At 74.9% G+C, this 26,212-nt stretch carries 21 protein-coding genes, 2 tRNA genes and 2 pseudogenes; 11 read left to right on the plus strand and 14 right to left on the minus strand.

Annotated features, from left to right (window positions below):
• The first annotated feature begins 372 nt into the window (after positions 1 to 372).
• Positions 373 to 1,335: a TIGR03557 family F420-dependent LLM class oxidoreductase gene (locus NFX44_RS16245; RefSeq protein ID WP_262284396.1), complete on the plus strand. Its 963-nt coding sequence runs from the start codon at positions 373 to 375 to the stop codon at positions 1,333 to 1,335.
• Positions 1,332 to 2,177 (plus strand): alpha/beta fold hydrolase, encoded by an 846-nt coding sequence (locus NFX44_RS16250; protein WP_262284397.1) that lies wholly within the window; start codon positions 1,332 to 1,334, stop codon positions 2,175 to 2,177. The genes NFX44_RS16245 and NFX44_RS16250 overlap by 4 nt, the downstream gene beginning before the upstream one ends.
• A gap of 158 nt (positions 2,178 to 2,335) precedes the next feature.
• On the opposite strand, the gene NFX44_RS16255 is transcribed toward NFX44_RS16250, so the two are convergent.
• From NFX44_RS16255 to NFX44_RS16285, 7 genes and pseudogenes are all read right to left on the minus strand, one after another.
• A complete protein-coding gene (locus NFX44_RS16255; RefSeq protein ID WP_262284398.1) occupies positions 2,336 to 3,139 on the minus strand; it encodes an endonuclease/exonuclease/phosphatase family protein in 804 nt (267 codons plus the stop codon).
• Between the two features lie 10 nt (positions 3,140 to 3,149).
• A complete protein-coding gene (locus NFX44_RS16260) occupies positions 3,150 to 4,640 on the minus strand; it encodes a phosphatase PAP2 family protein (RefSeq protein ID WP_262284399.1) in 1,491 nt (496 codons plus the stop codon).
• 80 nt (positions 4,641 to 4,720) lie between these two features.
• Positions 4,721 to 5,722 (minus strand): YihY/virulence factor BrkB family protein, encoded by a 1,002-nt coding sequence (locus NFX44_RS16265; protein WP_262284400.1) that lies wholly within the window; start codon positions 5,720 to 5,722, stop codon positions 4,721 to 4,723.
• Positions 5,715 to 6,722, minus strand: coding sequence for a diacylglycerol kinase family protein (locus NFX44_RS16270; protein WP_262284401.1), 1,008 nt, complete (start codon positions 6,720 to 6,722; stop codon positions 5,715 to 5,717). The genes NFX44_RS16265 and NFX44_RS16270 overlap by 8 nt, the downstream gene beginning before the upstream one ends.
• 142 nt (positions 6,723 to 6,864) lie before the next feature.
• A pseudogene (locus NFX44_RS16275) lies at positions 6,865 to 7,041 on the minus strand (Clp protease N-terminal domain-containing protein); the annotation flags it as partial.
• Between the two features lie 189 nt (positions 7,042 to 7,230).
• A pseudogene (locus NFX44_RS16280) lies at positions 7,231 to 7,413 on the minus strand (Clp protease N-terminal domain-containing protein); the annotation flags it as partial.
• Entirely contained in the window at positions 7,413 to 7,649 is a 237-nt protein-coding gene (locus NFX44_RS16285; RefSeq protein ID WP_073836364.1) for an HTH domain-containing protein, read from the minus strand. The pseudogene NFX44_RS16280 and the gene NFX44_RS16285, both read right to left, overlap by 1 nt.
• Positions 7,650 to 7,756: 107 nt before the next feature.
• Between NFX44_RS16285 and NFX44_RS16290 the strand changes: the two genes are divergently transcribed.
• The 4 genes from NFX44_RS16290 (at position 7,757) to NFX44_RS16305 (ending at position 12,880) form a co-directional block, all read left to right on the plus strand.
• Positions 7,757 to 8,557: a PP2C family serine/threonine-protein phosphatase gene (locus tag NFX44_RS16290; RefSeq protein WP_262284402.1), complete on the plus strand. Its 801-nt coding sequence runs from the start codon at positions 7,757 to 7,759 to the stop codon at positions 8,555 to 8,557.
• 95 nt (positions 8,558 to 8,652) lie between these two features.
• Positions 8,653 to 9,486: a universal stress protein gene (locus NFX44_RS16295; protein WP_262284403.1), complete on the plus strand. Its 834-nt coding sequence runs from the start codon at positions 8,653 to 8,655 to the stop codon at positions 9,484 to 9,486.
• A gap of 128 nt (positions 9,487 to 9,614) precedes the next feature.
• A complete protein-coding gene (locus tag NFX44_RS16300; protein ID WP_262284404.1) occupies positions 9,615 to 12,017 on the plus strand; it encodes a phosphoketolase in 2,403 nt (800 codons plus the stop codon).
• Positions 12,014 to 12,880, plus strand: a complete 867-nt coding sequence (locus NFX44_RS16305; protein WP_262284405.1) for a universal stress protein — start codon at positions 12,014 to 12,016, stop codon at positions 12,878 to 12,880. The genes NFX44_RS16300 and NFX44_RS16305 overlap by 4 nt, the downstream gene beginning before the upstream one ends.
• Positions 12,881 to 12,903: 23 nt before the next feature.
• Here NFX44_RS16305 and NFX44_RS16315 read toward each other — a convergent pair whose 3' ends face one another.
• Positions 12,904 to 15,210: a heavy metal translocating P-type ATPase gene (locus tag NFX44_RS16315; protein ID WP_315974602.1), complete on the minus strand. Its 2,307-nt coding sequence runs from the start codon at positions 15,208 to 15,210 to the stop codon at positions 12,904 to 12,906.
• A gap of 203 nt (positions 15,211 to 15,413) precedes the next feature.
• Here NFX44_RS16315 and NFX44_RS16320 point away from each other — a divergent pair, with 203 nt between their 5' ends.
• A complete protein-coding gene (locus tag NFX44_RS16320; protein WP_262284581.1) occupies positions 15,414 to 16,448 on the plus strand; it encodes a nitroreductase family protein in 1,035 nt (344 codons plus the stop codon).
• Between the two features lie 92 nt (positions 16,449 to 16,540).
• Positions 16,541 to 18,214 carry a GAF domain-containing sensor histidine kinase gene (locus NFX44_RS16325; protein ID WP_262284582.1) on the plus strand — a complete coding sequence of 558 codons (1,674 nt, stop codon included), beginning with the start codon at positions 16,541 to 16,543 and terminating at the stop codon, positions 18,212 to 18,214.
• 22 nt (positions 18,215 to 18,236) lie between these two features.
• On the opposite strand, the gene NFX44_RS16330 is transcribed toward NFX44_RS16325, so the two are convergent.
• Complete coding sequence (locus NFX44_RS16330) at positions 18,237 to 18,875, minus strand: response regulator transcription factor (protein WP_262284406.1); 639 nt, start codon at positions 18,873 to 18,875, stop codon at positions 18,237 to 18,239.
• Between the two features lie 184 nt (positions 18,876 to 19,059).
• Here NFX44_RS16330 and NFX44_RS16335 point away from each other — a divergent pair, with 184 nt between their 5' ends.
• Complete coding sequence (locus NFX44_RS16335) at positions 19,060 to 20,031, plus strand: nitroreductase (protein ID WP_262284407.1); 972 nt, start codon at positions 19,060 to 19,062, stop codon at positions 20,029 to 20,031.
• 22 nt (positions 20,032 to 20,053) lie between these two features.
• Here the strand turns inward: NFX44_RS16335 and NFX44_RS16340 are convergent, their stop codons facing one another.
• On the minus strand, positions 20,054 to 21,055 hold the full coding sequence (locus tag NFX44_RS16340; RefSeq protein ID WP_262284408.1) for an NAD-dependent epimerase/dehydratase family protein: 1,002 nt from the start codon (positions 21,053 to 21,055) through the stop codon (positions 20,054 to 20,056).
• Between the two features lie 552 nt (positions 21,056 to 21,607).
• On the opposite strand from NFX44_RS16340, the gene NFX44_RS16345 reads away from it, so the two are divergent.
• A complete protein-coding gene (locus NFX44_RS16345) occupies positions 21,608 to 22,156 on the plus strand; it encodes a hypothetical protein (protein ID WP_262284409.1) in 549 nt (182 codons plus the stop codon).
• A gap of 65 nt (positions 22,157 to 22,221) precedes the next feature.
• Here NFX44_RS16345 and NFX44_RS16350 read toward each other — a convergent pair whose 3' ends face one another.
• Positions 22,222 to 23,868 (minus strand): PKD domain-containing protein, encoded by a 1,647-nt coding sequence (locus tag NFX44_RS16350; protein ID WP_262284410.1) that lies wholly within the window; start codon positions 23,866 to 23,868, stop codon positions 22,222 to 22,224.
• Positions 23,869 to 24,153: 285 nt separating this feature from the next.
• Between NFX44_RS16350 and NFX44_RS16355 the strand changes: the two genes are divergently transcribed.
• Positions 24,154 to 25,101 carry a nucleotidyl transferase AbiEii/AbiGii toxin family protein gene (locus tag NFX44_RS16355; RefSeq protein WP_262284411.1) on the plus strand — a complete coding sequence of 316 codons (948 nt, stop codon included), beginning with the start codon at positions 24,154 to 24,156 and terminating at the stop codon, positions 25,099 to 25,101.
• 10 nt (positions 25,102 to 25,111) lie between these two features.
• Here NFX44_RS16355 and NFX44_RS16360 read toward each other — a convergent pair whose 3' ends face one another.
• The 3 genes from NFX44_RS16360 to NFX44_RS16370 all read right to left on the minus strand — a co-directional run bounded on the left by NFX44_RS16360 (position 25,112) and on the right by NFX44_RS16370 (position 26,032).
• Positions 25,112 to 25,729 (minus strand): hypothetical protein, encoded by a 618-nt coding sequence (locus NFX44_RS16360; protein ID WP_262284412.1) that lies wholly within the window; start codon positions 25,727 to 25,729, stop codon positions 25,112 to 25,114.
• 103 nt (positions 25,730 to 25,832) lie between these two features.
• Positions 25,833 to 25,907: transfer RNA gene (locus NFX44_RS16365), tRNA-Val, on the minus strand.
• A gap of 52 nt (positions 25,908 to 25,959) precedes the next feature.
• Positions 25,960 to 26,032, minus strand: a tRNA-Gly gene (locus NFX44_RS16370).
• Between the last annotated feature and the right edge of the window lie 180 nt (positions 26,033 to 26,212).

Genomic DNA, 26,212 nt, shown 5'->3' on the forward strand with positions numbered 1-26,212 from the left:
CAGGGAGGTCTCCCCCGTGCCCAGGTGGGGGTGCGGTGATGGTGACGAGGGCGTGGCGGCTGAGCCCGGCAGCCGCCGCCCGACTCCGGCGGACGCACGCATCAGCGTAGGGCGATGGAACGGGGAAGGCAACCGGTTAAGCAGATCGGCCGTGCGGCCCACAAGCCTGCGGCGGCCCATGTCGCCACGGGCCGCCGCAGGGGCGGTCATCCCCACCACAGGATGTTGCGCCACCGGAGTCTGAACCGGTTAAGCCGGACTGTAGGCAGCATCCCCACCGGCGTCAAGACGCCCGGCCGCCGAAGTGGACACCAGGGTTGACCGTCGCCGCGCGGGGTATCCGGTGACGATCCGCCCGGAAGGAGAGGTGTCATGGTCAACGTCGGCTACACCCTCATGTGCGAGCAGGCCGGCCCCAAGCAGCTGGTCGACCACGCCGTACGCGCCGAGGCCGCCGGCTTCGACCACCTCGTCATGTCCGACCACTACTCCCCCTGGCTCGACTCGCAGGGCCACTCCCCGTACGCCTGGTCGGTCCTCGGCGCGGTCGCCCACGCCACCAGCCGGGCCGAGCTGCTCTCCTTCGTGACCTGCCCGATCCGGCGCTACCACCCGGCGGTGGTGGCGCAGAAGGCCAGCACGATCGGGGTCCTCTCCGACGGGCGGTTCACCCTCGGCCTCGGAGCCGGGGAGAACCTCAACGAGCACGTGGTCGGCGGGTGGCCGCACGTGCAGCAGCGGCACGAGATGTTCGAGGAGGCGCTGCAGATCATCCGGCCGCTGCTCAACGGCGAGACGCTGACCTTTTCCGGCAACCACTTCGACGTGCCCGACGCCTACGTCTGGGACCGGCCGGAACGGCCCGTGCCGATGGCCGTGGCCGCCTCGGGCCGGCAGTCCGCCACCCTCGCCGCCGACTACGCCGACGCCATGATCGCCACCGACCCGCTGCCGCACCTGGTCGAGATGTACGAGGAGGCCGGCGGCGCCGGCCGCCCCCGGTACGGGCAGGTGGCCATCTGCTACGGCCCGGACGAGGCCGAGTGCCGCAAGATCGTGCACGACCAGTTCCGCTGGTTCGGCATGGGGTGGAAGGTCAACGCCGACCTGCCCGGCCCGGACGCCTTCGCCGCGGCCACCCAGTTCGTCCGCGAGGAGGACGTGGCCGAGGGCATCTCCTGCGGGCCGGACGTGGACCGGCACGTCGAGGCGTTCAAGAAGTTCGTCGACGCGGGGTTCACCCACGTGGCGCTGGTCCAGGTCGGCGGGGACAGCCAGCCGATGTTCCTGGACTGGGCGCAGGAGGAGCTGCTGCCCCGGCTCCACGAGCTGTGACCGGTCCCGGGGTCCGGCTCACGCCGGCGGGACGCTTCGGGCCGGCGGAACTGCGGCTGGCCCTGGCGGCGCCCCAGCCGGCCGCGGGCCTGACGAGCGAGTTCCGGCTGGTCGACGGCCTGCGTACGCACACCCGCCGGTCGGCCGACCCGGGCGGCGACGGGCCGCCCGTCGTGCTGGTCCACGGCCTGGCCGTCTCGCACCGCTACCTCACCCCGCTGGCGGTGGCCCTGTCGGCCACCCATCCGGTGTACGTGCCGGACCTGCCCGGCTTCGGGCTGACCGAGCGCACCGGCACGGCGTACGACGTGCCCCGGCACGCCGCGTTCCTGGCGGACTGGCTGGCCGCGTACCGGCTGGGGCCGGTCTGCCTGCTCGGCCACTCGTTCGGCGCGGAGGTGGCCGCGGCGCTCGCCGCCCGCCGCCCCGACCTGGTGAGCGCGCTGGTGCTGGCCGGCCCGACCAGCGACCCGGCCGCCCGGTCCCGGCGCGGTCAGGTCGGGCGGTGGCTGCTCGACACCCTGCGGGAGGCGAAGTGGCAGGCCCCGATCCTGCTGCGCGACGTCCTCGACGCCCGCCCGTGGCGGGTGTTCGCCACCCTGTCCCACTCGGTGCGCAACTCCATCGAGGCCGACCTGGTGCGGGTCACCGCGCCGACCCTGGTGCTGACCGGCAGCCGGGACCCGGTCGTCCCGGCCGGCTGGCGCGTGGAGGCGGCCCGCCTGGTCCCGGGCGGCCGGACGGCGGCCGTGCCGGGAGCCGCGCACAACGTCGCCACCACCGCCCCCGGCCAGGTCGCCGACGCGATCCGCGACCTGCTGGCGCCCGTCCTGCGAAGGTGAGTCCATGCGCATCGGAAACACGGAGATCCGGCCCCTCGGCGGGGGTCTCGGCTGCCTGCTGATGATCCTCTTCTCGATCGTCGCCTCGATCGTGCTGACGGTGCTGCTGAACCTGCTCGTCTGAACCCGCCCGCACCGCGACGGCCCTGCACCGCCGGTCAGCCGGGCGCCAGGGCCAGGTCGGCGACGACCGGGTAGTGGTCGGAGGCGCGGTCCGCGTCGCCGCCGAGGACCACCCGGACCGCGCGCGCCGTCGCGGCCAGTGCCGGGGTGGCGAGCAGGTAGTCCAGCCGCATCCCGGCGAACTCGGCCCCGCCGTGCCGGGTCGGCACGGTCAGCCCGGCCGGCTCGCCGCCGCCGCTGTGCGGCCAGAGGTCGACCAGGCCCGCGTCGAGCAGCCGGGCCACCGCGCGGGTGTCGACGGTACGCCCGTCGCGGCGCAGGTGACGCCGCCGGTGCAGGGGATCCAGGCCGGCGAGCCGGGCGCTGTGGTCGGCGGCCGGCTCCAGGGTGTTCAGGTCACCGGCGAGCAGGGTCAGGGCTCCCCCGGCCCGCCGCACGGCCGCCGCCAGCCAGTCGGCCTCCATGCGCCGCCGCCCACCCGAGTACGGGTCCAGATGGACGCTGAACACGGTCAGCGGGCCGTCCGCCGTGGCCACCTCGACCCGGGCGGCGGCGTGGTGGAAGGGGCGGCGTACCCGGCCCGCTCGGAGCACCCGCAGCGGCGGGCGGACCAGCACCGCCACCGGCTGCCCGAAGCAGGACCGGGCGAGGTGCGGCACCATGCCCATCCGCTGCGCCAGCCCGGCCAGCCCGCCGTCGGAGTCCAGGCCGCGCAGCTCCTGGAGGGCCAGCAGGTCGGGGCGCTGGTCGGCGACCACGGCGACGATCCGGTCCCGGCGGTCGGTGCCGTCGCGGTCCCGCCCGCCGGTCCGGATGTTCCAGGTCATCGCCCGCAGCATCGGCGCCCGATCAGTCCTCCCGGCCGGCCTTGGCCAGCTCGTCGTCCAGCTCGTGCACCTGTTCGGACTCGATAGCCGGCCGGTTGCCCGCGCGCACGTCCGCGTTGGGGCGCACCACCCAGTACAGCAGCGAGAGCCAGAGCGCGCTGAGCAGGATCGCGCCCATGAAGTCGGTCGGGTGGTGCATGCCCCGGTACATCCGGGAGGTGGCCACCCCGACCGGCATGATCACGGCCAGCGCCACGAAAAGCCAGCGCCACCAGCGGTCGGTGCGCGGCAGCACGATGATCGCCATGGCGGTCCAGAGGCAGATGGTCGCCGCGATGTGCCCGGACGGGAACGACGAGGTGGGCATCTGCCCGTCCAGGTTCTCCACGGGCGGGCGGGGCCGCTCCACCACCCGGGCGCTGGCCAGGAAGAGGCTCAGCTCGCCGAACATCGCCAGCACCACGAACAGCACCGGCCGCCACCGCCGCCAGATCGCCAGCACGATCGGGCAGAACACCAGGGAGACCAGCAGGATGGCGTGGGTGTCGCCGAACTTGCTCCACCACCAGCTCAGGTCGGTGAGCCCGTCGGTGCGCCGGTCGGCGAACCAGCGCGGGACCTCGGTGTCGAGCGTGTCGAAGATCGTGCCCTTGGCGTGGTAGCTCACGTACATGCCGAAGGCGTAGAGCGCGCCGAAGACGAGCACCCAGCCGACCAGCAGCTCGGCCACCGACGAGCGGGGGTGCTCCAGCACGTGCTCCTCGGCCGGGGCGGGCGTGATCTCCTCCCCCGCCTCCGGCTCCAGGCCCTCGGTGATCGGGGGCACCGGCCGGCCGCGCTCGCGCCGCCACAGCCGGAAGGCGTACGCGGTGACGCCCAGCCAGGCCGCGCCGAGCAGCCAGCCGCCCAGCACGTCCGAGACGAAGTGCACGCCCAGCGCGATCCGGGTCAGCCCGACCAGGAAGACGAGCACGGCGGCGACCGCGATGGCCGGCTTGCGCCAGCGCGGGGCCACGGCCGGCAGGAACACCAGCAGCAGGGCCCCGTACGCGACGAACGAGCCGAGCGCGTGGCCGCTCGGGAAGCTGTTGCCGGGTGCGCTGGCCACCGGCACGTCCACCACCGGGCGCAGCCGCCCGACCAGCGCCTTCAGCGACGGGTCGAGGATCAGCCCGCCCACGCCCGTGATGATCAGGTAGACCGCGAGGCGGGACTGGCGGCGGATCAGCAGGCCGACCACCGCGATGGTGATCAGCCAGATGAGCACCGGCCGGCCACCCAGGTCGGTGACCGCCTGGAGCACGGTGACCAACGGGTGGTGCGGCGCCACCAGGCCGTTGAACCACTCCGCCGCCTCGTGGTCGGCGTGGTAGAGCGGCCCCCAGTGGAACCGGACGAGCATGAGCAGCACGCCGAACCCGACGCCCGCGCCGGCCACAACGAGCAGGCCCGCCAGGCTCCGCTCGGCGAAGTGGCCGAGCGGACGGCGTGTCGCCTCCTTGACCGCGGTCACCCCGCACCTCCCTTGTCCTCTGCGAGGCGCGCTGTACCCGATTCGCGCCCCGCGTACACGCCCGAGGGGTCGGCGCGGCGTCAGAGGGCGGTCATGTCCCCGGTGTCGACGAGCTCCTCGCGCTCGGCCTCCGGCTCCCAGAGGTCGGGCTGGGCGGGCTCCTCCACGCCGATCCGCATCGCCTCCAGCTGGGCGGCAAAGGCCAGCCCGCCGAAGAGCGCCACCCCGGTCAGGTTGGCCCAGAGCAGCAGGGCCATCATCCCGGTCAGCGCGCCGTAGGTCTGCCCGAACCCGCCGCTGTACTTCACGTAGGCGGCGAGCAGCAGGCTGGCCAGCCACCAGAGCGCGGTGGCGATGCCGGCGCCGAAGAAGAGCCAGGACAGGCCGGGCTGGTTGCGCCGGGGCGCGTGCCGGAACAGCACCGCCACGGCGAGCACGGTCAGGCCGAGGCTGAGCGGCCAGCGGACCACGTCCCAGGCCGCGTGGGCGAAGTCGCCCCACTCGTAGTGCCGGCGTACCGACTCGCCCATGGCCCGGCCGCCGACCAGGATCAGGAACCCGGCCAGCGCGGGCACGCCGGCGACCAGCGCGAGGACCGCGGCGCGCAGGTACTTGAACAACGCGGGGCGGTCCCGCTCGACGCCGTAGATCCGGTTCGCGCCCCGCTCGATCTGCGCCATGGTGGTGGTGAGCGCGACCAGGCCGGTCAGCAGGCCCAGGGTCAGCGCCAGCTCGCCGGCGTCCTCGGTGCGCTCGGTGTCGGCCAGCAGCTCCTGCACCATCGACTCGCTCTGGCCCGGGGTGATCGCCAGGACCGTGTCGGCGACGACCTTGCCGCCCTCGTCGACGCCCAGATCGGTGATCAGACCGGTGAGCGCGATGAGGAACGGCACCACGGCCAGGCAGAGCTGCAACGCGAAGGCCCGGGAGTGGCTGAAGCCGTCGCCGTAGCGGAACCGGATGAAGGCGTCCCGGAGCAGGCACCAGCCGCCGTGGCGGCGCAGCGTGTGCCAGGCGTCGTCGGCGGAGAGTTCCTCCTTCGCCATGAGCCGGGTCTCGGGGACGAGCTTGGTGCTACTCATGGCTGGCCTCCTCGACCAGCCGTTCGCCCCGCTGGGCGGCGGCGTCGGCGTCGACCGACAGGTCTGGGTGGCCCGCCGGCCGCGGCACGCAGAGCCAGAGCGCACCGGGCCGGATCTCGGCCTTGAGCGACCGGCCGGGCTCGATGAGGTCGCCGTCGAGCTGCCGCGGCTGGGCCCGGTTGCTGGCGATCTCGACCGTGCGGGCCCGGAACACCTCCATCCGGGGCACGCTGCCCCGCCGCCGCAGCACCGCCCAGCCGAGGGCGAGCCAGTGGCCGAGGGTCCGCGGGGTCAGCACCGCCACGTCGAGCCAGCCGTCGTCCGGCTCGGCGTCGGTGAGCAGGCGTACCCCGCCCTGGAGCCGGCCGACGTTGCCGATCAGGACCGAGCGGGCCCGCCGGCGCAGCGGCGGCCCGCCGTCGATCCGGATGGAGACGCGCATGGGCCGGTCCCGCAGGTGCTTGGCCGCCCCCACCACGTAGGCCGGCCAGCCGAACCGCTTCTTGGTCGTCTCGGAGGTGGAGTCGAGCATCTGCGCGTCGAAGCCCATCCCGGCCATCACGGCGAAGCACCGGTCGCCGACCGCGCCCACGTCGAGCCGGCGCACGCCCCGCTCGACGGCGACCTCCAGCCCGGCGGCGAGGTCGCCGGAGAGGCCGAGGTTGGCGGCCAGCAGGTTGCCGGTGCCCTGGGGCAGCACGGCGAGCGCCACGTCGGTGCCGGCCAGCGCGGTCACGCAGGCCATCACGGTGCCGTCCCCGCCGCAGGCGAAGACCACCTCGGCGCCGGCCTCGACGGCCGCCTCGGTCTGGCCCCGGCCCGGGTCCTCCACCGTCGTCTCGTACCAGGCGGGCTCGGGCCAGCCGGCGGCGGCGAGGGCGCCGTCCACCGTCCGGCGGAACTCGTCGAGATCGGTCACCTTGACCGGATTGACCACCACGGCTGAGCGTGGTGCCTGGTTGTCCGCGGTCAACGGGCGCTTCTCGTCTCCACCGTCCACGGCGCAAGTGTGCAGCAAGCGGGGCGGCTGGGCGACCCGACGGGGCCGGACGTCGCGAGGACCGCAATCAGGTTTGAACCCGGCCGGCCCCGTGACGGCGGCCGGCCGGCGCCGGTCAGGCCGCCGTGCGCAGCGCCGCCGCCACCCGCCGGCGCAGGTCGTCGAGGTCCGCACCGGCCTCGGTGAGCACCAGCGCGGCCAGCCCGTTGCCCTCCCGGAGTAGGCCGAGCAGGATGTGCTCGGTGCCGATGTGGTGGTGGCGCAGCCTCACCGCTTCCCGCAGGGACAGCTCCAGCACCTTCTTGGCCCGGGGCGAGAACCGGCCGTCGTCGGGGCGGCGGCCCCACCACCGGCGCGGGGCGGGGGCCGCCTCGCGCAGCGCGTCCGGGCCGAAGGACTCCTCGATCCGGGCGACGATCGCGGCGAGGTCGATGCCGATCTCGCGCAGCGCCGCCGCGTCCGCCTCGCCGAGGCCGTCGACGCCGTGCGCGGTGTGCCGGGCCACGGCGGCGCGCAGGTCCTCGGCCCGGATGCCGCCGGCCGAGAGGACCCGGACGGCCAGGTTGTCGCCGTCGGCGAGCACGCCGAGCAGCAGGTGCTCGGTGCCGACCGGGCGCCGGCCCTCGGTGCGCGCCTCGTCGACCGCGTGGTGCACCACCGCGCGGGCCCGGTCGGTGAATCGTTCGAACATCACGCCTCCCAGCTTCCGGGGACCGCCGGTCGCCCGGCGTGCTTCTTGTGGACCGCCTGCCGGCTGACCTCGAGGGCGTCGGCGATCTCCTGCCAGGACCAGCCCTGCCGTCGGGCGTTGTCCACCTGGACCACCTCCAGCCGTTCGAGCAGCCGGCGCAGGGCGAGCACCGCCCGCAGCCCGACCTTCGGGTCGGTGCTGCCGGCCGCCGCCGCGAGTTCCGTTGCCTGACTCATGCTGTCAACTTAGGTTGACGGGGCCCGTCTTGTCAACCCCGGTTGACAGGCCGACACGTCGCCGCGACCTGCCGATCCGCGGCCCGGACCGGTGCTACGGTCCGCAGGTGTTCCGCCGCCGCCCGCTGGACCAGCCGGTCCAGGCCACCCGCCGGCTGACCGTCGGCCGGCTCACCCTGGAGATCGCCGGGGGCAGCGTGGTCGGGCACCGCTACGCCGAGAACTTCGACGTGCTGCACGTCGACCCGGAGCTACCGCTGGCCGCGGTCGCCGACGGCATGGGCGACGGCGAGGGCAGCCGGGTCGCCGGCACCACCGCCATGACCACCTTCGTGGCGCAGGTCCGCTCCGGCTGGCCGGCCGTCGACGCCACCCGGCTGCGCGCCGCGACGGCCGAGGCCCAGCTCCGGGTACGCCGGGCCGGCGCGGGACTCGCCGGGCTGACCGGCTGCACACTCACCGCCCTGATCGCCGAACCCGACGGCGGGCAGGGCTGGCTGGTCCAGCTCGGCGACTCGCGGGCGTACCGGCTGCGCGACGGCCTGCTGGAACTGGTGACCGTCGACCACACCATGGCCTGGCTCGGCCTGCTGCACGGGTGGTGGCCGCCCGACTCGCCGGAGGCGGCCCGGGCCCGCTACCAGCTGCTGCGCTACGTCGGCCACCCGGACAAGCCCGAGCCGGACCTGCTCGCCGTGCCGCTGCGCAGCGGGGACACCTGGCTGCTCTGCACCGACGGGGTGAGCGACCAGCTCGGCTACCACCGGCTGCGCGACCTGCTGGCCGCGCGCCGCGACCCGGCCCGGACCGCGCAGGCCCTGCTCGCCGCCAGCCTGACCGAGGGCGGCGAGGACAACGCCACCGCCGTGATCGTCCGCGTGCATCCCGCCCTGCCCGGTCCCCGCTGACCGTTCCCGTCGGCGCCAGTTCCGCCGACCCGGTCCGGGCCGGCACCCGCACGACTACCGTGGGTGAGGAGATCGCGGTCGGGAGGTGAGCCGGGATGCCCGCACCCACCCACGGCGCGGTGGTGGTCGGCGTGGGCAACTCGGCGGAGGACCTCCAGCTGGTCCGTACGGCCGCCGGGGAGGCCGCCGCGCACGACCGGCCGCTGCACCTGCTGCACGCCTTCAACTGGGCGGCGGCCCTGGAGTCGTTCTCGGTGAGCGGCCCGCGCGCCGCCGCCGAGGAACTGCTGGAGCGGGCCGCGCGGGTCGCCGCCGAGGCCGCGCCGGCGGTGCCGGTGACCGACGAGATCGTCGAGGGCGACCCGGTCGAGGCGCTGGTCCGGGCCTCCGACTCGGCGTTCCTGCTGGCGGTCGGTGACGGCGGCGTGGCCGGCTGCCCGTCCTGCGTACCGGCCAACGCGCCGTCCGTGCAGCTCGCCGCCCGGGCCGGTTGCCCGGTGCTGGTCGGCCGGGCCGAGCCGCCCCCGCAGGGGCCGCTGCTCGTCGGTTTCGACGGGTCGGAGAGCTCCCACGCCACCCTGGCGTACGCCCTCGACTGCGCCGAGGGCCGGGCCGCCCGGCTGCTCGCCATCCGGGTGCTGGAGCCCGACGAGCACTCCGACGGCGACGACGGCCTGCTCGACGAGGCCGTCGCCCGGTACGGCAGCCGGCATCCCCGGGTGGCCGTCGAGTGCCACACGATCCGCGGCGACCCCGGCGACGTCCTCGTCGAACAGTCCCGCTCGGCGCAGGTGACGCTCGTCGGGGCGCGTGGCGACGAGCCGCTGCGGGGCATGCTGGGCGCGGTCAGCCAGACGCTGCTCTACCACTCACCGGCCCCGGTGATCGTCGTCCGTGGACTCGACCCGGACGAGGAGGACGGGTCATGACGCCCGCCCGGCCCGGGACCTACGGCCCTGCTCGACCCGCCGGCCCATGGACGAGGCTGGACGTGCCGGGGGCGGCCGATCCGCTCCCGGGTGGCAGAAGACCCCGAGCCGCGAGAGGCTAACGCAGCATGGACACCGCGCTGGACGTGCACAGCCCACTGACCGAGGACGAGCTGCGCCGACTCGACGCCTACTGGCGGGCGGCGAACTACCTCACCGTCGGGCAGATCTACCTGCTCGACAACCCGCTGCTGCGTGAGCCGCTGAAGCCCGAGCACATCAAGCCACGGCTGCTGGGGCACTGGGGCACGAGCCCCGGCCTCAACCTCCTCTACACGCACCTCAACCGGATCATCGTCGGCCGTGACCTGTCCGCCATCTTCATCACCGGCCCGGGCCACGGCGGCCCCGCCCTGGTGGCCAACACCTGGCTGGAGGGCACCTACAGCGAGCTCTACCACCACATCGCCCGCGACGAGACCGGCATGCAGCGGCTGTTCCGCCAGTTCTCCTTCCCCGGCGGCATCCCCAGCCACGTGGCGCCCGAGGTGCCGGGTTCGATCCACGAGGGCGGCGAGCTGGGATACTCGCTGAGCCACGCGTACGGTGCCGCGTTCGACAATCCGGACCTGCTGGTCGCCTGTGTCATCGGCGACGGCGAGGCGGAGACCGGGCCGCTGGCCGGGAGCTGGCTGTCCAACGTCTTCCTCAACCCGGCCCGGGACGGGGCGGTGCTGCCGATCCTGCACCTGAACGGCTACAAGATCGCCAACCCGACGGTGCTCGACCGGATCCCCGCCGAGGACCTGCTCGACCAGATGCGCGGCTTCGGCTACCAGCCGTACGTCGTCGAGGGCGACGACCCGGCCCGGGTGCACCAGGCCCTCGCCGCCACCCTGGACCGGGCGGTCGACGAGATCACCGAGATCCAGCGCCGGGCCCGCTCCGGCGGCGCGATCGAGCGCCCCCGCTGGCCCATGATCATCCTCCGTACGCCGAAGGGCTGGACCGGGCCGGCGGACGTCGACGGCAAGCAGGTCGAGGGCACGTTCCGCGCCCACCAGGTGCCGATCGACGGGGTTCGCGACAATCCGGCGCACCTGGCCGAGCTGGAGCGGTGGCTGCGCAGCTACCGGCCGGAGGAGCTGTTCGACGCCACCGGCGCGCCGGTCGCCGAGCTGGTCGACCTGCCGCCGCGGGGCGACCGGCGGATGAGCGCCAACCCGGTGGCCAACGGCGGGCTCCTGCTGCGCGACCTGGAGCTGCCGGACTTCCGCGACTACGCGGTCGACGTCAAGGAGCCGGGCTCGCCGATGGCCGGCGCCACCGGCACGCTGGGCCCGTGGATCCGGGACGTGATCACCCGCAACCCGCAGACCTTCCGCCTGTTCGGCCCCGACGAGGTCGCCTCGAACCGGCTGGGCGCCGCCTTCGAGGTCACCGACCGCGCGTTCGCCGGCAGCCGGCTCCCCGGCGACGACCACCTCTCCCCCGACGGCCGGGTCATGGAGGTGCTCTCCGAGCACCTGTGCCAGGGCTGGCTGGAGGGCTACCTGCTGACCGGGCGGCACGGCATCTTCACCAGCTACGAGGCGTTCATCCACATCGTCGACTCGATGGTCAACCAGCACGCCAAGTGGCTCAAGGTGACCCGGCAGATCCCGTGGCGGGCCCCGGTCGCCTCGCTGAACTACCTGCTCTCCAGCCACGTGTGGCGGCAGGACCACAACGGCTTCTCCCACCAGGACCCGGGCTTCATCGACCACGTGGTCAACAAGAAGGCCGAGGTGGTGCGGGTCTACCTGCCGGCGGACGGCAACACCCTGCTCTCCACCATGGACCACTGCCTGCGCAGCCGGCAGTACATCAACGTGGTGGTGGCCGGGAAGCAGCCCGCGCCCAACTGGCTGACCATGGAAGAGGCGATCCAGCACACCCGCCGCGGGCTGGGCATCTGGGACTGGGCCAGCACCGACGACGGCAGCGAGCCCGACGTGGTGCTCGCGTGCGCCGGCGACGTGCCGACCCTGGAGACCCTGGCCGCGGCCGACCTGCTGCGCCAGCACCTGCCCGACCTGAAGGTCCGAGTGGTCAACGTGGTCGACCTGATGCGTCTGCAGCCGCCCTCGGAACACCCGCACGGCCTGCCGGACAGCGAGTTCGACACGATCTTCACCCGCGACAAGCCGGTCATCTTCGCCTACCACGGCTACCCGTGGCTGATCCACCGGCTCACCTACCGCCGCACCAACCACGACAACCTGCACGTCCGCGGCTACAAGGAGGAGGGCACCACCACCACGCCGTTCGACATGGTGATGCTCAACGACCTGGACCGCTTCCACCTGGTCATCGACGTCATCGACCGGCTGCCCGGGCTGCGCTCACGCGCCGCCCACCTGCGCCAGGAGATGGTGGACGTCCGCCAGTCCTGCCGCGACTACACCCGGCAGCACGGCGAGGACGACCCCCGGGTCGCCGAGTGGCGCTGGATCCGCGAGACCGACCCGGGCGTGCGGGGTGGACAGTGAACGGCGACGAGATCCTGGTCGGCTACGACGGCTCCGCCGACGCGTCGGTGGCAATGGACTGGGCGCTGGACGAGGCGGGCCGCTCGGGCCGGCCGGTGCGGCTCGCGTACGTCTTCGAATGGTTGACGGTGGCCGGCTGGATCGGTCCCGGGGTGGCCCCCGGCGTCTGGCCCGACGAGACCGCCCGGCGGCAGGTCGAGGAACTGGTCCGGTCGGCGGCGGCGGACGCCGCCGCCCACCGGCCCGGGCTGACCGTGCGGGGCGAGGTCTTCGACGGCCCGCCCGCGCTGGTCCTCCAGGAGCGGTCCGCGGAGGCGGCCATGCTGGTGCTCGGCAGCCGGGGCCACGGCGGGTTCGGCGGGCTGCTCGCCGGCTCCACCGCCGTGTCCGTCAGCGCACACGCGCACTGCCCGGTCATCGTGGTCCGGGACGGCCGTCCCGTCACCTCCGGGCCCGTGGTGGTCGGCGCGGACGGCTCGCCGTCCTCGGTGCAGGCGCTCGGCTTCGCGGTCGAACGGGCCGCGCAGCGGGACGTGCCCGTGCGGGCGCTGCGGGTGTGGGAGCCACCCGCCGAGGGGCGGGTGCCGCCGGGCTTCGACCCGGAGGAGGCCGCCGCCACCGAACGGGCGGCCGTCGAGGCCGACCTGGCCCCCTGGCGGGAGTCCTTCCCGGACGTGCCGGTCGAGGTGCTGGCGAACCCGGGCAACCCGGCCGCGCTGCTGGTCGAGGAGAGCCGGACGGCGCAGCTCGTGGTGGTCGGCAGCCGGGGCCGGGGCGGGCTGCGCGGGATGCTGCTCGGCTCGGTCAGCCAGCAGCTCATCCACCACGCCGAGTGCCCGGTCGCCGTGGTCCGCGAACGCTGACCCGCCCGGCGGTCGGCGGCGCGTCAGCGGGTCGCGGGGCCGTCCTCGGTGGAGCTGAGCGAGAAGTAGTCCTCCTCTTCCTGCGCCAGGTGCAGGCGGAGCACGGCGTCCAGGCCGTAGAGCGCGGCGAGCAGGTCGGGCACCTCGTCGGGCCGCAGCCGGTCGTCCGGCCGGGCGGCCAGGTGACCGCCGATCCGGTCCACCAGCCGGCTGATCTCCACGTGCGCCCGGCTCATCGTGGCGGTGGCCTCCTCGCTGCCCAGCGGGCCGGCGAGGGCCGGGTAGAGCTGCCGCTCCTCGGCCGCCTCGTGCGGGAGCACCTCGTCGACCAGCCGGCGGTGCACCTCCCGCAACGCCGGCACGCACTCGGGAGCGGCAGGGCGGGTGGCCACCAGGTCGGCGGTGTCCCGCAGCCGGGCCAGGACGTCGCGAACCCGGCCGTGCTGGCCGGCGTACCGGTCGAGGAGTTCGCGGGTGTGTGGCGGCACGTCCTGGCGGCGCAGGCCGCCACCGAGGGCGCGCAGCGCGTTGAGGATCACCAGCACGTCGATGCCCTCCTGGAGGAAGGCCCCGGCGACCGGGGGCAGCTTTCCGGCGGCGGCGACCACCATGGCCACCACGGCCAGCGCCATCCCCACGGTGGCGCTCTGCACGGCGATGCGGCGGGCGTACCGGGCGATCTCGACGGCGTCGGCGAGCCGGTCCAGCCGGTCCACGGTGAGCACCGCGTCGGCCACGTCCGCGGAGGCGGTCGCGCCGGTGGCGCCCATGGCCACCCCGACGTGCGCCGCGGCCAGCGCCGGGGCGTCGTTCACCCCGTCGCCGACCATCACGGTCACCGCCCGGTCGGACTCCGCCCGCACGCGGGCGACCTTCTCCCCGGGCGAGCACTGCGCGATCACGTCGTCCACGCCGACGATCTGCGCGACCTGGTGAGCGGTGCGCGGCCGGTCGCCGGTCACCATGACGAGCCGGTCCAGGCCGGCTTCGCGCAGCCGCCGGACGGTGCGCCGCGCGTCCGGCCGGACCGGGTCCTCCAGGAGGATCGCGCCGAGCGGCCCGCGCTCGTCGCTGACCCACACCGTGGAGCGCCCGGCCAGCTCGGCCCGCTCCCGGACCCGGTGCGCCCACTCGGGCGGCTCACCGGCGAGCTGGCCCACCCGGACCAGCCGCCCGTCGACCCGGCCGGTCACCCCGCGTCCCGGCTCCTCGGTGACGCCGGTCGGCTCGGCCAGCCGCAGCCCCTGCTCGCGGGCCTGCCGGACGAGCGCGGCGGCCAGCACGTGCGGGGAGAGCTGCTCGACGGAGGCGGCCAGCCGCAGCAGCTCGTCCCGGTCACCGCCGGGGGCGACCACCGTCTCGGCCGCGCGCGGGCGGCCCGCGGTGAGCGTGCCGGTCTTGTCCAGCAGCAGGGTACGCGCGCGGCCGAGCAGCTCCAGCGACCCGCCGTCGCGGACCAGCACGCCCCGGCGGGCCACCCGGGACAGCCCGGACACGATGGCGATCGGGGTGGCCAGCAGCAGCGGGCACGGGGTGGCCACCACGAGCACCGCCACCGCCCGCGCGAACTGGCCGGACAGCAGCCAGGCCAGCCCGGCCAGGAGCAGGGTGAACGGCACGAACGCGGCGGCGTACCGGTCGGCCAGCCGGACCATCGGGGCCTTGTGCGCGGTGGCCTCCTCGGCCAGCCGGACGATCCCGGCGTAGGTGCTCTCCGCGGCGCCCTTCCCGGCGCGCAGCCCGAAGCCCGCGCCGGCGTTCACCACGCCGCTGGCCACCTGCTCGCCGGCCGCGCGGGTGACCAGCTGCGACTCGCCGGTGACCACCGACTCGTCCAGCGTGGCGGGCTCCTCGACGGTCCCGTCGACCGGCACGACGTCGCCGGGGCCGACCACCAGCCGGTCGCCGGCCGCGACCCGGTCCAGCGGCACCACCTCGATCCGGCCGTCCGGCGTGCGCCGCCGGGCCTGCCGGGGCGCCCGTTCGAGCAGCGCCCGCAGGTCGCGGCTGGCCCGGCGCTGGGCGTACTCCTCCAGTGCCCGGCCGGTGGCGACCATCACGGCGATCACCGCGCCGGCCAGGTACTCGCCGACCAGCAGCGCGCCGGCCAGGGCCAGCACCGCGATCACGTCCACCCCGAACTGCCGCCGCCAGAGCTGCCGCAGCGTGGTCCAGACGGCCGGCCCCAGCGCCACCACGGTCACCGCCGCCCAGGCCAGGTCGGCCGCGCCGCGCCGCCCGGCGAACCACAGCCCGGCGCCGGCGAGCACGGCCAGGGTGAGCAGGATCAGCGGGGCCCACTCCCGCGGGTCCACCCGGCGTCGCCGCACCGGCCGCTCCGGTACGCACTCCCGCGGTTCCCCTGCCACGTGCGGATCGTCTCAGCGCCGGCGCGGTCCGGGTAGGGCGAACGCGGGTAATGAGACGGGTCGAAAGGCCCGGGACCGCGGGACGTGCGACGCGTGCGACCACCGCGGACATGGCCGAGGATGGAGCGGGCAAGCCCACCCGGACGACCCGGGCGTGGGGCACGATGGGGGAAACAGGAAAGGTCGTGACGATGAGCCACGAGACGCCGGCTTCGGACCGTCCGCTGACCACCGCGCTCGCGGAGGCCGCCGGGATGGCCGGCCACGCTCCCTCGGTGCACAACACGCAGCCGTGGCACTGGACGGTGCTGCCCGACGCGCTGGAGCTGCGCGTGGTCCGGGAGCGTCACCTCAGCGCCCTGGACCCGGAGGGCCGGCTGCTGGTGTTGAGCTGCGGCGTCGCCCTGCATCACGCCCGGGTGGCGCTGGCCGCGGAGGGCTGGACGCCGGTGGTGGAGCGCCTGCCCGACCCCGGCCAGCCCGACCTGCTCGCCCGGCTGACCGGGTTCAAGCCCACCGGCGCCGATCCGGACGCCATGCGCACCGTCCAGTGCATGCAGGTCCGCCGCACCGACCGCCGGCCGGTCAGCGACGAGCCGATCCCGACGGCCGTGCTGAGCGAGATCGACCAGGCGGCCACCCGGGAGGGCGCCAACCTGCAGGTGCTGGACAACGACCAGAAGATCGAGCTGGCCGCGGCCGCCCAGCACGCGGCGGAGGTCGAGAAGGGCAGCCCGGACCTGCAGGAGGAGCTGGCCTACTGGACCAGCCGGGCCGCCGCCGGCACCGGGGTCCCGGCGGAGGTGCTGCCGGAACGCGCCCCCGAGACCACCGTTCCGGCCCGGGACTTCGGCCCCGGCACCCTGCCCGTGGGCGAGGGGCACGACCGGGCCGCCGTCTACGGGATCCTCTGGGGCGCCGAGGACGAGCCGGACAGCTGGCTGCGTGCCGGCGAGGCGCTCTCCGCCGCCTGGCTCACCGCCACCCGGCACGGCGTGTCCCTGGTGCCGCTGTCCGGCGTGGTGGAGGTCGAGAGCACCCGCCAGACGCTCCGGCAGATGCTCTCCGGCCTGGGCTTCCCGTACATCTCGATGCGCCTCGGCCTGGCCGACCCGACGCACGCGGGCCCCCCGCACACCCCGCGGTTGGAGATCGCGCAGACCGTCGACACGTCGGCGGTACGCGACCAGCTCTCCTGACGGATCTCGGCCCGGCGGCCACCGGGCGATAGCATCGCCCGGTGGCCAGCGCACCGAACCCCCGCAACGAGCACGGCACCCCGTCGCTGGGGCTGACCCCGCTGTCGCGGGTGCGGCTCGACGAGCTGCTCCAGGAGATGCTGGACCGGGTCGGCGAGGTGGTCACCAACCGGGAACGGCTCCGCGCCCTGCTCGACGCGGTGGTCGGCATCGGTTCCGACCTCGACCTGCGCAGCACCCTCCAGCGGATCGTGGCGTCGGCCTGCGAGCTGGTCGGCGCCCGCTACGGCGCGCTCGGCGTGATCGGCGCCGACCGGCTGCTGCACGACTTCATCGTCCACGGCATCAGCGCCGAGCTGCACGCCGAGATCGGTGACCTGCCGCACGGGCGGGGCGTGCTCGGCCTGCTCATCGACGACCCCCGCCCGCTGCGGATGCCGGACATCACCCGCCACCCGCAGTCCTACGGCTTCCCGCCGAACCACCCGCCGATGCACAGCTTCCTGGGCGTTCCGGTGCGCATCCGCGACCACGTCTTCGGCAACCTCTACCTCGCCGAGAAGCAGGGCGCCGCCGAGTTCACCGAGGACGACGAGGAGATCGTGGTCGCGCTCGCCGCGGCGGCCGGCGTGGCCATCGAGAACGCCCGGCTCTACGCCCTGGCCCACCGGCGGGAACGCTGGCTCGCCGCGACCGCCGAGATCACCTCGGTGCTGCTCGGCGAGGTACGCCGCACCGACGCGCTGACCCTGGTCGCCCGGCGGGCCCGGGAGGTCGCCGGGGCCGAGCTGGCCCTCGTGCTGCTCTACGACGAGGACGAGCGCCAGTTCACCGTCGAGGTGGTCGACGGCGCCGACGACGGCGTCGCCCGGAAGCTGGTCGGCGCGGTGCTCCCGGCCGACGACACCACCTTCGTCGGCTCGGTCACCGAACGCCGCCACGAGCTGCTGGAGAACCTCGCCGAGGCGGCCCCCTGGGCACACCCGGTCGTCGCCGGGCCGGCGGTGGTCTCCCCCCTCGCCGCGGCGGACACCCTGCACGGCGTGCTGGTCATCGCGCACGGACCCGACCACGGACCCGCGGCCGAGGACGACGTGGCCCTGCTGGGCAGCTTCGCCGGCCAGGCCGCGCTGGCCATGGAACGGGCCCGGGGCCAGGAGGAACGGGAGCTGCTCGTGGTCCTGGAGGACCGCGAACGGATCGCCCGCGACCTGCACGACGTGGTGATCCAGCGGCTGTTCGCCACCGGCCTGCAGTTGCAGAGCGGGGCCATGAACGCCCGCCCCGAGGTGGCCAAGCGGATCAACCAGGCGGTCGACGACCTGGACGCCACCATCCGCGACATCCGCCGCACCATCTTCGAGCTGCGCACGCCGATGAGCGCCGCGCTGCGCACGGAGATCCGCGAGGCGATCGAGGTGGCCGCCGAGTCGCTGGGTCACCGGCCCGACCTGGAGCTGGTCGGCCCGATCGACAGCGCCGTCCCCGATCAGCTCCGCCCCGAACTCACCGCCGTGCTCCGCGAGGCGCTGTCCAACGCGGTGCGCCACGCGCACGCCGACCGGGTGTCGGTGCTGGTGCGGGTCGACGGCGGCTCGGTGAGCGTCACGGTCACCGACGACGGGGTGGGCTGCGACCCGGAGCAGGCCCGCAGCGGCCTGGTGAACCTGCGCGAGCGGGCCGAACGGCTGGGCGGCGACTTCCAGCTCGGCCGGGTCACGCCGCACGGCACCGAGCTGCGCTGGAGCGTCCCGCTGCGCGACTGAGCGGGCCCGGTCGGCCCCCGCCTCAGTGGCTCTTGCCGAGCAGCCGGGTGGCCAGCACCGCGGCCTGCGTACGCCGTTCCAGGCCGAGCTTGGCCAGCACGCTGGAGACGTAGTTCTTCACCGTCTTCTCGGCGAGGAACATCTTGCCGGCGATCTCCCGGTTGGTGAGCCCCTCCGCCACGTACTCCAGGATCCGCCGTTCCTGCTCGGTCAGGGACTTCAGCTCGCGCGGCTGCTCGACGCCGCTGCGGATCCGCTCCAGCACCCGGGTGGTGATCGCCGGGTCGAGCAGGGACTGCCCGGCCGCCACCCGCCGGACCGCGTCCACCAGGTCGGTGCCGCGGATCTGCTTGAGCACGTAGCCGGCGGCGCCGGCCATGATCGCCGCGAAGAGCGCCTCGTCGTCCTCGTACGAGGTGAGGATCAACCCCTTGATCGACGAGTCCACGGCACGGATGTCCCGGCACACGTCGATGCCGTTGCCGTCGGGCAGCCGCGCGTCGAGGATCGCCACGTCGGGGCGGAGCGCCGGGATACGGCGCGACGCCTCCTGCGCGGAGCCGGACTCGCCGACCACCTCGATGTCGCCGCTGCTCTGCAGCAGGTCGGCCAAGCCACGACGGACGACCTCGTGGTCGTCGAGCAGGAACACCCGGATCATCCGTCCTTTCTACCCTCCCGCCCCGAGGTCCCGCACGGGCCGAAGGTCCCGACCGTCACGCGCCGGCGGCGGGCAGACGGACCCGCCCAGGTGGGGACCTCCGGCCCTGCTCACCGCCCCGCCCGCTGACGGACCGTGGGGGTGGACCGGCCGGCCGGGCGGCCCGCACGGAGGGAGCAACGCCATGACCACGGGCTACACCGTCGACCAGCTGCGGGCCGCCGCCTCGGACGCGGTACGCGCGCCGTCGCTGCACAACACCCAGCCGTGGCGGTTCCGGCTCGTCGACGGCGGGATCGAACTCGCCGTCGACCCGCTGCGCCGGCTGCCGGCCACCGACCCGAGCGGGTGGGGCGCCCGCATCGCCTGCGGGGCCGCCCTGTTCAACCTGCGGCTGGCCCTCGCCGTGGCGGGCACGCCCGCCACGGTCCGGCTCCGCCCGTACCCCGGTGACCCGGACGTGGTGGCCCGGCTCGTCCCCGACGTGCCGCGCCGCCCCACCCCGACCGAGCAGGGCCTGCACGGCGCCATCGCCCGCCGGTTCAGCAACCGGGCGCCCTTCTGGCCCGACCCGGTGCCCGCCGACGCGCGCTGGCGTCTCGGCGAGGCCGCGCGCGCCGAGCAGTGCTGGCTGGAGCTGGTCATCGGCACCACCGCGGTCAACGCCTTCGCCGAGATCGCCCGCAGCGCCCACCGGGTGCTGGAGCGCGACCCCGCGTACGTCACCGAGCGCACCCGCTGGATCCGCTCCGAGCCGTCCCCCGACGGCGTGCCGACCGCCGCCGGCGGGCCGCAGAGCGAACCGCAGGACCTGCTGCCGCAGCGCGGCTTCGGCGGCCGCGACCGCGCCCCCGGCCGCGACTTCGAACCCGAACCGCTGGTCGCCGTGCTCGGCTCGACCGGTAACACCGCCACCGACCAGGTCGTCGCCGGGCAGGCCCTGCAACGGGTGCTGCTCACCGCCACCGACGCCGGGCTGGCCGTGTCGCTGCTCTCCCAGCCGATCGAGGTGCCCGGGGCGCGGGAGGCCCTGCGGCTGTCCCTGGGCCGGTTCGGCACCCCGCAGATGGTGATGCGGATCGGGTTCGGCCAGCCCGGCCGCACCACCCCGCGCCGTTCCGTCGACGAGGTGCTCGACCTGCCGGTGGTGCACTGACGGCCGGCGGTCGCGCCGGCGGTCAGGCCGGCAGGGCGGCCAGGAGGGCGGCCTCCCGCTCGGGGGCCAGGCCGACCGGCGCCCGCGCGGGGCGTCCCGCCCGGGCCGGCACCCGGCCGACTTCGCGCAGCCAGCGCCAGGTGTCCGCGACCGTCTCGGCCGCCGGCCGGCAGGCCAGGCCCGCCGCGTGGGCGCGCTCGACGTCCCGCTCCTGCAACCAGCGGTACTCGTGCCCGAGCGGGACCCAGATCGGCAGGTCGTTCCACGGCTCGACGCCGGCCGCGAGGAGCGCGTCCGGCTCCGTCCAGCGCAGCGTCGCGTCCGCGCCGGTCACCGCCACGGCCGCGTCGAGCAGCTCGCCCATCGTCGTGTGCCCGGTCCGACTGACCACGTTGTACGCCCCACCGGCGCCCTCGACCCCCCGGTCCAGCAGCCAGATCGCCAGGTCCCGTGCGTCGACGTACTGCACCGGCAGGTCACGCGGGCCGGGCGCGAGCACCTCCCCGCCCCGGGCGACCCGGTGCAGCCACCAGGGCAGCCGCCCGATGTCCTCGCCCGGCCCGAGGATCAGCCCGGCCCGCACCAGCAGCGCCCGGTCGCCGAACACCTCCACGGCGGCCCGCTCACCGCCCGCCTTGTTCTGCGGGTAGTCCCCGTCGCCCGCGTCCGCCTCGGCCGCGACGACCGGCGCGTCCTCGCCCGTGCCCAGCCCGACCGGCGGCGCGTAGACCGAGCCGCTGGAGACGTAGACGTAGTGCGGCACGGCCCCGGTGAGGGCGCGCGCCGCGTCCCGGACCGCCCGGGGCGCGCCGTCCCAGGTGTCCACCACCAGGTCCCACTCGCCGCCCGCGAGGGCCGCCAGCCCGCCCGGCGCGGTGCGGTCACCCCGCAACCGGTGTACGCCCTCCGGCACGTCGCCGTGCAGCCCCCGGTTGAACACCGTCACCGACCAGCCGCGGCGGACCGCCTCGGACACCACGGCCCCGCCGACGAATCCGGTACCACCGAGCATCAGAAGTCTCATGCGTCCCACCCTGCCGCCTGACATCCGCTCCGGTGAACGCTGTTCACGGTGAGCGGATCTGCCCAGGGCAGAAGCGCGCCCGCCTGCCCCCTGACCTGCGGCGGATCTGGGCTGAATGTCCGGTTGCGGCGCCTGGCTGGCGCCGTGAGTGGAACGCTATGGGTGTCTCCGGAGCCGGGATGCACCCATGACGTTCCACCGACCGTTCCGGCATGGGCGTGGTGTCCGGTTCGCGGGGTGACCGGCGGCATCCCGGCGGCGGAATGGCCGGTGGGTGGGGGTCGTTATACCCGGTGAACGACCGAGGACCACGCCCCGCCTGGCGGGGTGACCGGCCCACCTACCCGCCCGTCGAGGCAGTGCCCAGCCGCCGGGAATGATGGTGGCCGGCCGGTCGTTGTACATGGTCCCGGCGCGACGAAGAGGCCCCCGCCCCGTCCGCCTGGATGATCCCCCCAAGACTTTCTTGAGCGCCTGACGGTGCTTGCGCACACCCCCTTTGCCGGCCCCCGTCGGTGCGTGTGCGCCAACCCCCGAATGGAGCTACCCCTGATGAACACGATGCTGCATAAGAGCGTGCTGGGTATTGCTGGTCTGGCCTTCACCGGTGGCGTCTTCGCCGGTCCCGTCGCCGCTCACGCCGACGCCCGTCCCGTCGAGGGCAAGCCGGCCGCGGTGGCGACCGTGCAGGGCGCCCAGTCGAAGATTGACCTGAACGACGAGCAGACCGCGAACGCGAAGGCGATCATCGCGGCGACGAAGAAGGCCGGCCTGCCCGAGCGGGCCGCGGTCATCTCCATCGCCACGAGCCTGCAGGAGTCGAAGCTGGAGAACCTGGGCCACCTGGGTGACCAGAACGACCATGACTCGCTGGGCCTGTTCCAGCAGCGCCCGTCCAGTGGTTGGGGTACGCCGGAGCAGATCACCAACCCCGAGTACGCGACCCTGGCGTTCGAGAAGGGCCTCAAGCAGGTCGACGGCTGGGAGACCATGCCGCTGACCGAGGCCGCGCAGACCGTGCAGGTGTCGGCCTACCCGGACGCCTACGCCCAGTGGGAGCAGCAGGCCACCGACATCGTCCACCAGCACTGGAACAGCTGACACCCAGCAAACGAACGCTGGCCGGCACCCCCGAACACGGGGTGCCGGCCAGCGGCGTATCCGGGTCAGGCCGGGCGCAGGACGAACGTCCAGGTCGTGGTCGTCGTGCTGGCCGCCGCGCCCACCGCGGCCAGGCCGCCGTAGGTGCCGGCCGGCACGCTGCTGCCCGAGTCGGCGAGGAGGCCGGTCACCCGTCCGCCGCCGGTCTGGGAGCTGTTGCTGCGCACCTCCACGCCGGCCGGCGGGGTCAGCGCCGTGGACGCCCCGTCGCCGTGCAGCCAGTACGACACGGCCCAGCTCTGCTCGGCGGTCACCGGTGCGTACGGGGTGATGCGGGTGGCGGTGCTGGCCGGGTCGGTGGCCCGGGCGAAGACCGGCGCGCTCGGGGCGGCGCCCCGGTACGCGGCGACCACCAGGTTGCCCTTGGCCTGGCTGTCGAGGGCGACGCGTACCGCCGTTCCGGCGTCCCCGGCGGCGGCGACCTTCCACCAGGCGGTGGTGGTGGCGAAGCCTCCGTCGAGCCGGTCGAGGCGGGTCCAGCCGGTGACGCCGGTGGGCTCGCCGGTGCCGGTGTGGGTGTTCTGGCTGAGCAGGAGCAGCAGGGTGTCGCCCGGCTGGACGGTCGGCGGCACGGTCACCGTGTGGCTGGTCCAGTTGGTGTTCGCGGTGGCCTGGCCGACGAAGGCGATCCGCTCGGGCACCGGCGCGACGGTGACGTCGACGGTCGCCGTGCCGGTGGCGCCCCGGTCGTCGGTGACCGTGAGGGTGACCGGGTAGGTGCCGGCCGCCGCGTACGTGTGCGAGGTGGTCGGGACGGAGACCGTGTCGGTGGTGGCCCCGTCGCCGAAGGCCCAGCGGTGGTCCTGGATCGCGCCGTCGGCGTCGGTGGAGCCGGCGGCGGAGAAGGTGCAGACCAGCCCGGAGCAGTTCGGGACGAGCCGCGCCACCGGCGGCTGGTTGGCGGTGCCGCCCGAGCCCTTGAGGATCTTCACGTAGTCGATGTCACCGGCGAAGTAGTCGCAGGTGACCTTCACGCCGTCGCACGCGCTCTTGCCGCCGATGGAGAGCTGCCAGTTGTTCGCGATGGTGCCGGTCGGCCCGGTCAGCCGGCTGGTCCGCACCCCGTCGACGTACATCTCGACATAGGTGGAGGTGCGGTTGCAGGTGACGGTGTGCCACTGGCCGTCGGCGATGGACACGTTGGTGTAGCCGGTCCGGGAGGCGCCGTCGCCGCCGCGGAACAGGCACTTCGGCGTGCCGGCCGGGGCCTCGAACTTCCAGTAGCCGCCGGCGGTCGAGCCCTGTCCCTTCTGGAGAATGTTGCCGAAGGAGCGGGTGGTCCGGTAGCGGATGGTGAACGAGAAGTCCCCGGCGTCGGGGTTGAAGTCGGTGCTGTGCGGCACCAGGCTCACGTGGTCCGGGACGTACTCCTGGTCGGGGGGCAGGTGGGTGGCGAACCGATGCCCGGTCGCGCCGGCGTAGAGGGCCCCGGTGACGACCTCCGCGCCGATGGTGCCGTTGCGGCCGTTGCCGCTGCTGTCCTTGAGCACGGTCGCCCCGGCGGGTTCGTCCATGCTCCAGAACGCGACGGTCCGGGTGGCGGTCGCCTGCGCGGGCGAGGCGCCCAGCGCCACCCCGGTGGCCACGAACAGGGCGGCCACGCCCAGCCGGGCGGCTGTGCGCCGCCACCGTCCCTGCCTGACTGACCGCATACGATCGCCTCCCAGCTCCACGGGCCACCACCCTGTCACGCTGCGGGCCAGCGGTTCCATAACCCGTTGGGCGGATCCGTACCAGTTCCTCCGTGTGGCGGGGCGACCGATGTGGCCAGTGGCCGGCGTCCCGGCGGACCGCGGGCGGCGGCGACCGGCGGCACGATCCGCCCGATGTCGGCGGTCGATGGCACGATGGCCACCACCGCCCGTACCCCTCGGAGCCGCTGTGATCCTCGTTCGACGTCCCGGTGCAGCGCCGGCCGCCGCGCGGGCGGCCGGAGCGTGACCGGGGATCCGGCCCGCCGCGCGGCCCTCGACCACGTGCTCGCCCTGGTCGCCGCCGCCCCCTGCGCGGACGAGCTGGTGCTGCGGGGCAGCATGGCGATGCTCGCGTGGGCCCCCGGGCAGGCCCGCGAGCCGGGCGACCTCGACTTCGTGGTCACTCCCTCGGCGGTCGTCGCCGACGAGCCGGCCTACCCCTACCTCGACCGCCTCGACCCGGTGCAGACCTGGGCGGAGGCCGTGCACGGCGCGGCGCGCAACGAGATGTGGACGTTCGAGGAGTTCGACACCGGCGGGCGGCGGCCGAGGCTGCCGCCGGAGGGATTGCGCTGGCTGCGCCCCGAGGAGGCCGAGCCGACGTCCCGCCCGCACCGGCTCGTCACCGACCTGGCCCGCGCCGACCCGGTGGCGGCCGGGGGTGTCACCCTGCTGCCCGACGCGGCCACCCAGGACACCGCCTGGGGATACGCCTACGACGCGGTGGACGGGGCGCGCCTGCACCTGCCCTGGCGGGCGGCCGACGGCCGCACCGGCTCCGTCCAGCTCGACTTCGCCTACGACGAGCCGCTGCCGGACCCGCCCTGCGCGGCGGCGGTGCCCCGACAGGACGGCGGCCCGCCGTCGGCGGTGTGGGCGGCCTCGCCCCGGCTGTCGCTGCTGTGGAAGCTCCAGTGGCTCTGCACCGACCTGCACGCCGACGGCGCGGGCCGGGGCAAGGACCTGGTGGACGCGGTGCTGCTGGCCGAGCGGGACGACGGGCGGCTGGCCGGCCGGTTGGCGGCGGAGCTGCGGCACCGGCTGCCCGAGCCCGGCCTGCTGCGTCCCGACTCGGTCTGCGGCTGGCGGGTGGACTGGTCCGCCGGCCCGGACCGCGCCCGCGCCGGCTGGCGGGAGCGGCTCGCGGTCGCGCTGGGCGGGATGCCGGAGCTGCTCACCCGGCTCGGCTGACCGGCGCCGATCAGAGCCAGCCGTCGTCCAGGGGCAGGCAGCTGTCGTGCACCACGTACTCGGCCTCGACCGAGGCGATCTCGTGGTGGGCGGCGCGCAGGTCGGCGACGAGCCGATCCAGGTGACCCGCCGCCCGCGACCGCCCGACCCGGTGGCAGCGCTGCGTGACGAAGCGTTCCTGTCGCCCGTCGGGTCGGCGGCGGCGGGCGTTGTGCGACAGCCGGGCGCCGTGCCGGGCGGCCACCTCGGCGACGGCGGCCAGCCGGGGCCCGGTCGCGTCGGGCAGCAGCAGCTTGACGTGGTGCTCGAAGTACCGCTCCGGCGCCTCGGCGGCGTCCGCGTCGTCCTCGGGCACGCCGGCGTTCCACGGCGCGGCTTCCACCTTGACCCGGGTGACCGCTGTGGACTCCGCGGCCAGCCGCCGCCCCCAGTGCCCGGCCACGGCCAGCGCCTCGGCCGCCGTCCCCCGGGTCCGCAGCGACAGCATCGGCTGCACGGGCTGCCGGCCCCGGTCCAGCACGATGTCGACGAACCCCAGCCGGTGCCGCGCGGCGAAGGCGGCGACCCGGTCCGCGTCGGCCGCGGCCACCGTCAGATGGATCTCGAAGTCCCCGGCGATCTCGGCCACGCGCCCACCCTGCCAGGACAGGCCCCGGCGGCCCACCCCCGGTGCGGAACGGAAAAGGCCCGCCACCGCGTGCGGTGACGAGCCTTCGTGCTGTTCGGACAGCTGGTGGGCGATACTGGGTTTGAACCAGTGACCTCTTCCGTGTCAAGGAAGCGCGCTCCCACTGCGCCAATCGCCCGGGCACCCGCCGGATCACCGGCGACGGTCGGCCCGCGAGGGGGCGGATCGCGAGCGGACGACGGGATTCGAACCCGCGACCCTCACCTTGGCAAGGTGATGCGCTACCAGCTGCGCTACGTCCGCGTTGTCACCGGCTCGCGCCGGCGACGGCTGCAACTGTACCCGATGGCAAGATCGCCGCGCGGCAGGGCCCCGGCGCGCCCCGGGCGGCGGTCGGGTGACCGCCGTCACTGCCTGGTGGTTGCGCCGCTCGTCGCGGGGGTACTGACTGCTGCGACAGCACAACGATCCCCTGAAGGAGGC

The organism is Micromonospora sp. MA102, from assembly GCF_025460765.1.
In the GTDB taxonomy this organism is placed as follows: domain Bacteria; phylum Actinomycetota; class Actinomycetes; order Mycobacteriales; family Micromonosporaceae; genus Micromonospora; species Micromonospora halotolerans.

Bases quoted from the DNA above. Each gene is read 5' to 3' on its own strand.
- NFX44_RS16265 (WP_262284400.1), bottom strand. From the start codon at position 5,722: ATGAGTAGCACCAAGCTCGTCCCCGAGACCCGGCTCATGGCGAAGGAG.
- NFX44_RS16245 (WP_262284396.1), top strand. From the start codon at position 373: ATGGTCAACGTCGGCTACACCCTCATGTGCGAGCAGGCCGGCCCCAAG.
- NFX44_RS16285 (WP_073836364.1), bottom strand. From the start codon at position 7,649: ATGAGTCAGGCAACGGAACTCGCGGCGGCGGCCGGCAGCACCGACCCG.
- NFX44_RS16300 (WP_262284404.1), top strand. From the start codon at position 9,615: ATGGACACCGCGCTGGACGTGCACAGCCCACTGACCGAGGACGAGCTG.
- NFX44_RS16255 (WP_262284398.1), bottom strand. From the start codon at position 3,139: ATGCTGCGGGCGATGACCTGGAACATCCGGACCGGCGGGCGGGACCGC.
- NFX44_RS16350 (WP_262284410.1), bottom strand. From the start codon at position 23,868: ATGCGGTCAGTCAGGCAGGGACGGTGGCGGCGCACAGCCGCCCGGCTG.
- NFX44_RS16320 (WP_262284581.1), top strand. From the start codon at position 15,414: ATGGGGGAAACAGGAAAGGTCGTGACGATGAGCCACGAGACGCCGGCT.
- NFX44_RS16335 (WP_262284407.1), top strand. From the start codon at position 19,060: ATGACCACGGGCTACACCGTCGACCAGCTGCGGGCCGCCGCCTCGGAC.
- NFX44_RS16340 (WP_262284408.1), bottom strand. From the start codon at position 21,055: ATGAGACTTCTGATGCTCGGTGGTACCGGATTCGTCGGCGGGGCCGTG.
- NFX44_RS16295 (WP_262284403.1), top strand. From the start codon at position 8,653: ATGCCCGCACCCACCCACGGCGCGGTGGTGGTCGGCGTGGGCAACTCG.
- NFX44_RS16345 (WP_262284409.1), top strand. From the start codon at position 21,608: ATGAACACGATGCTGCATAAGAGCGTGCTGGGTATTGCTGGTCTGGCC.
- NFX44_RS16330 (WP_262284406.1), bottom strand. From the start codon at position 18,875: ATGATCCGGGTGTTCCTGCTCGACGACCACGAGGTCGTCCGTCGTGGC.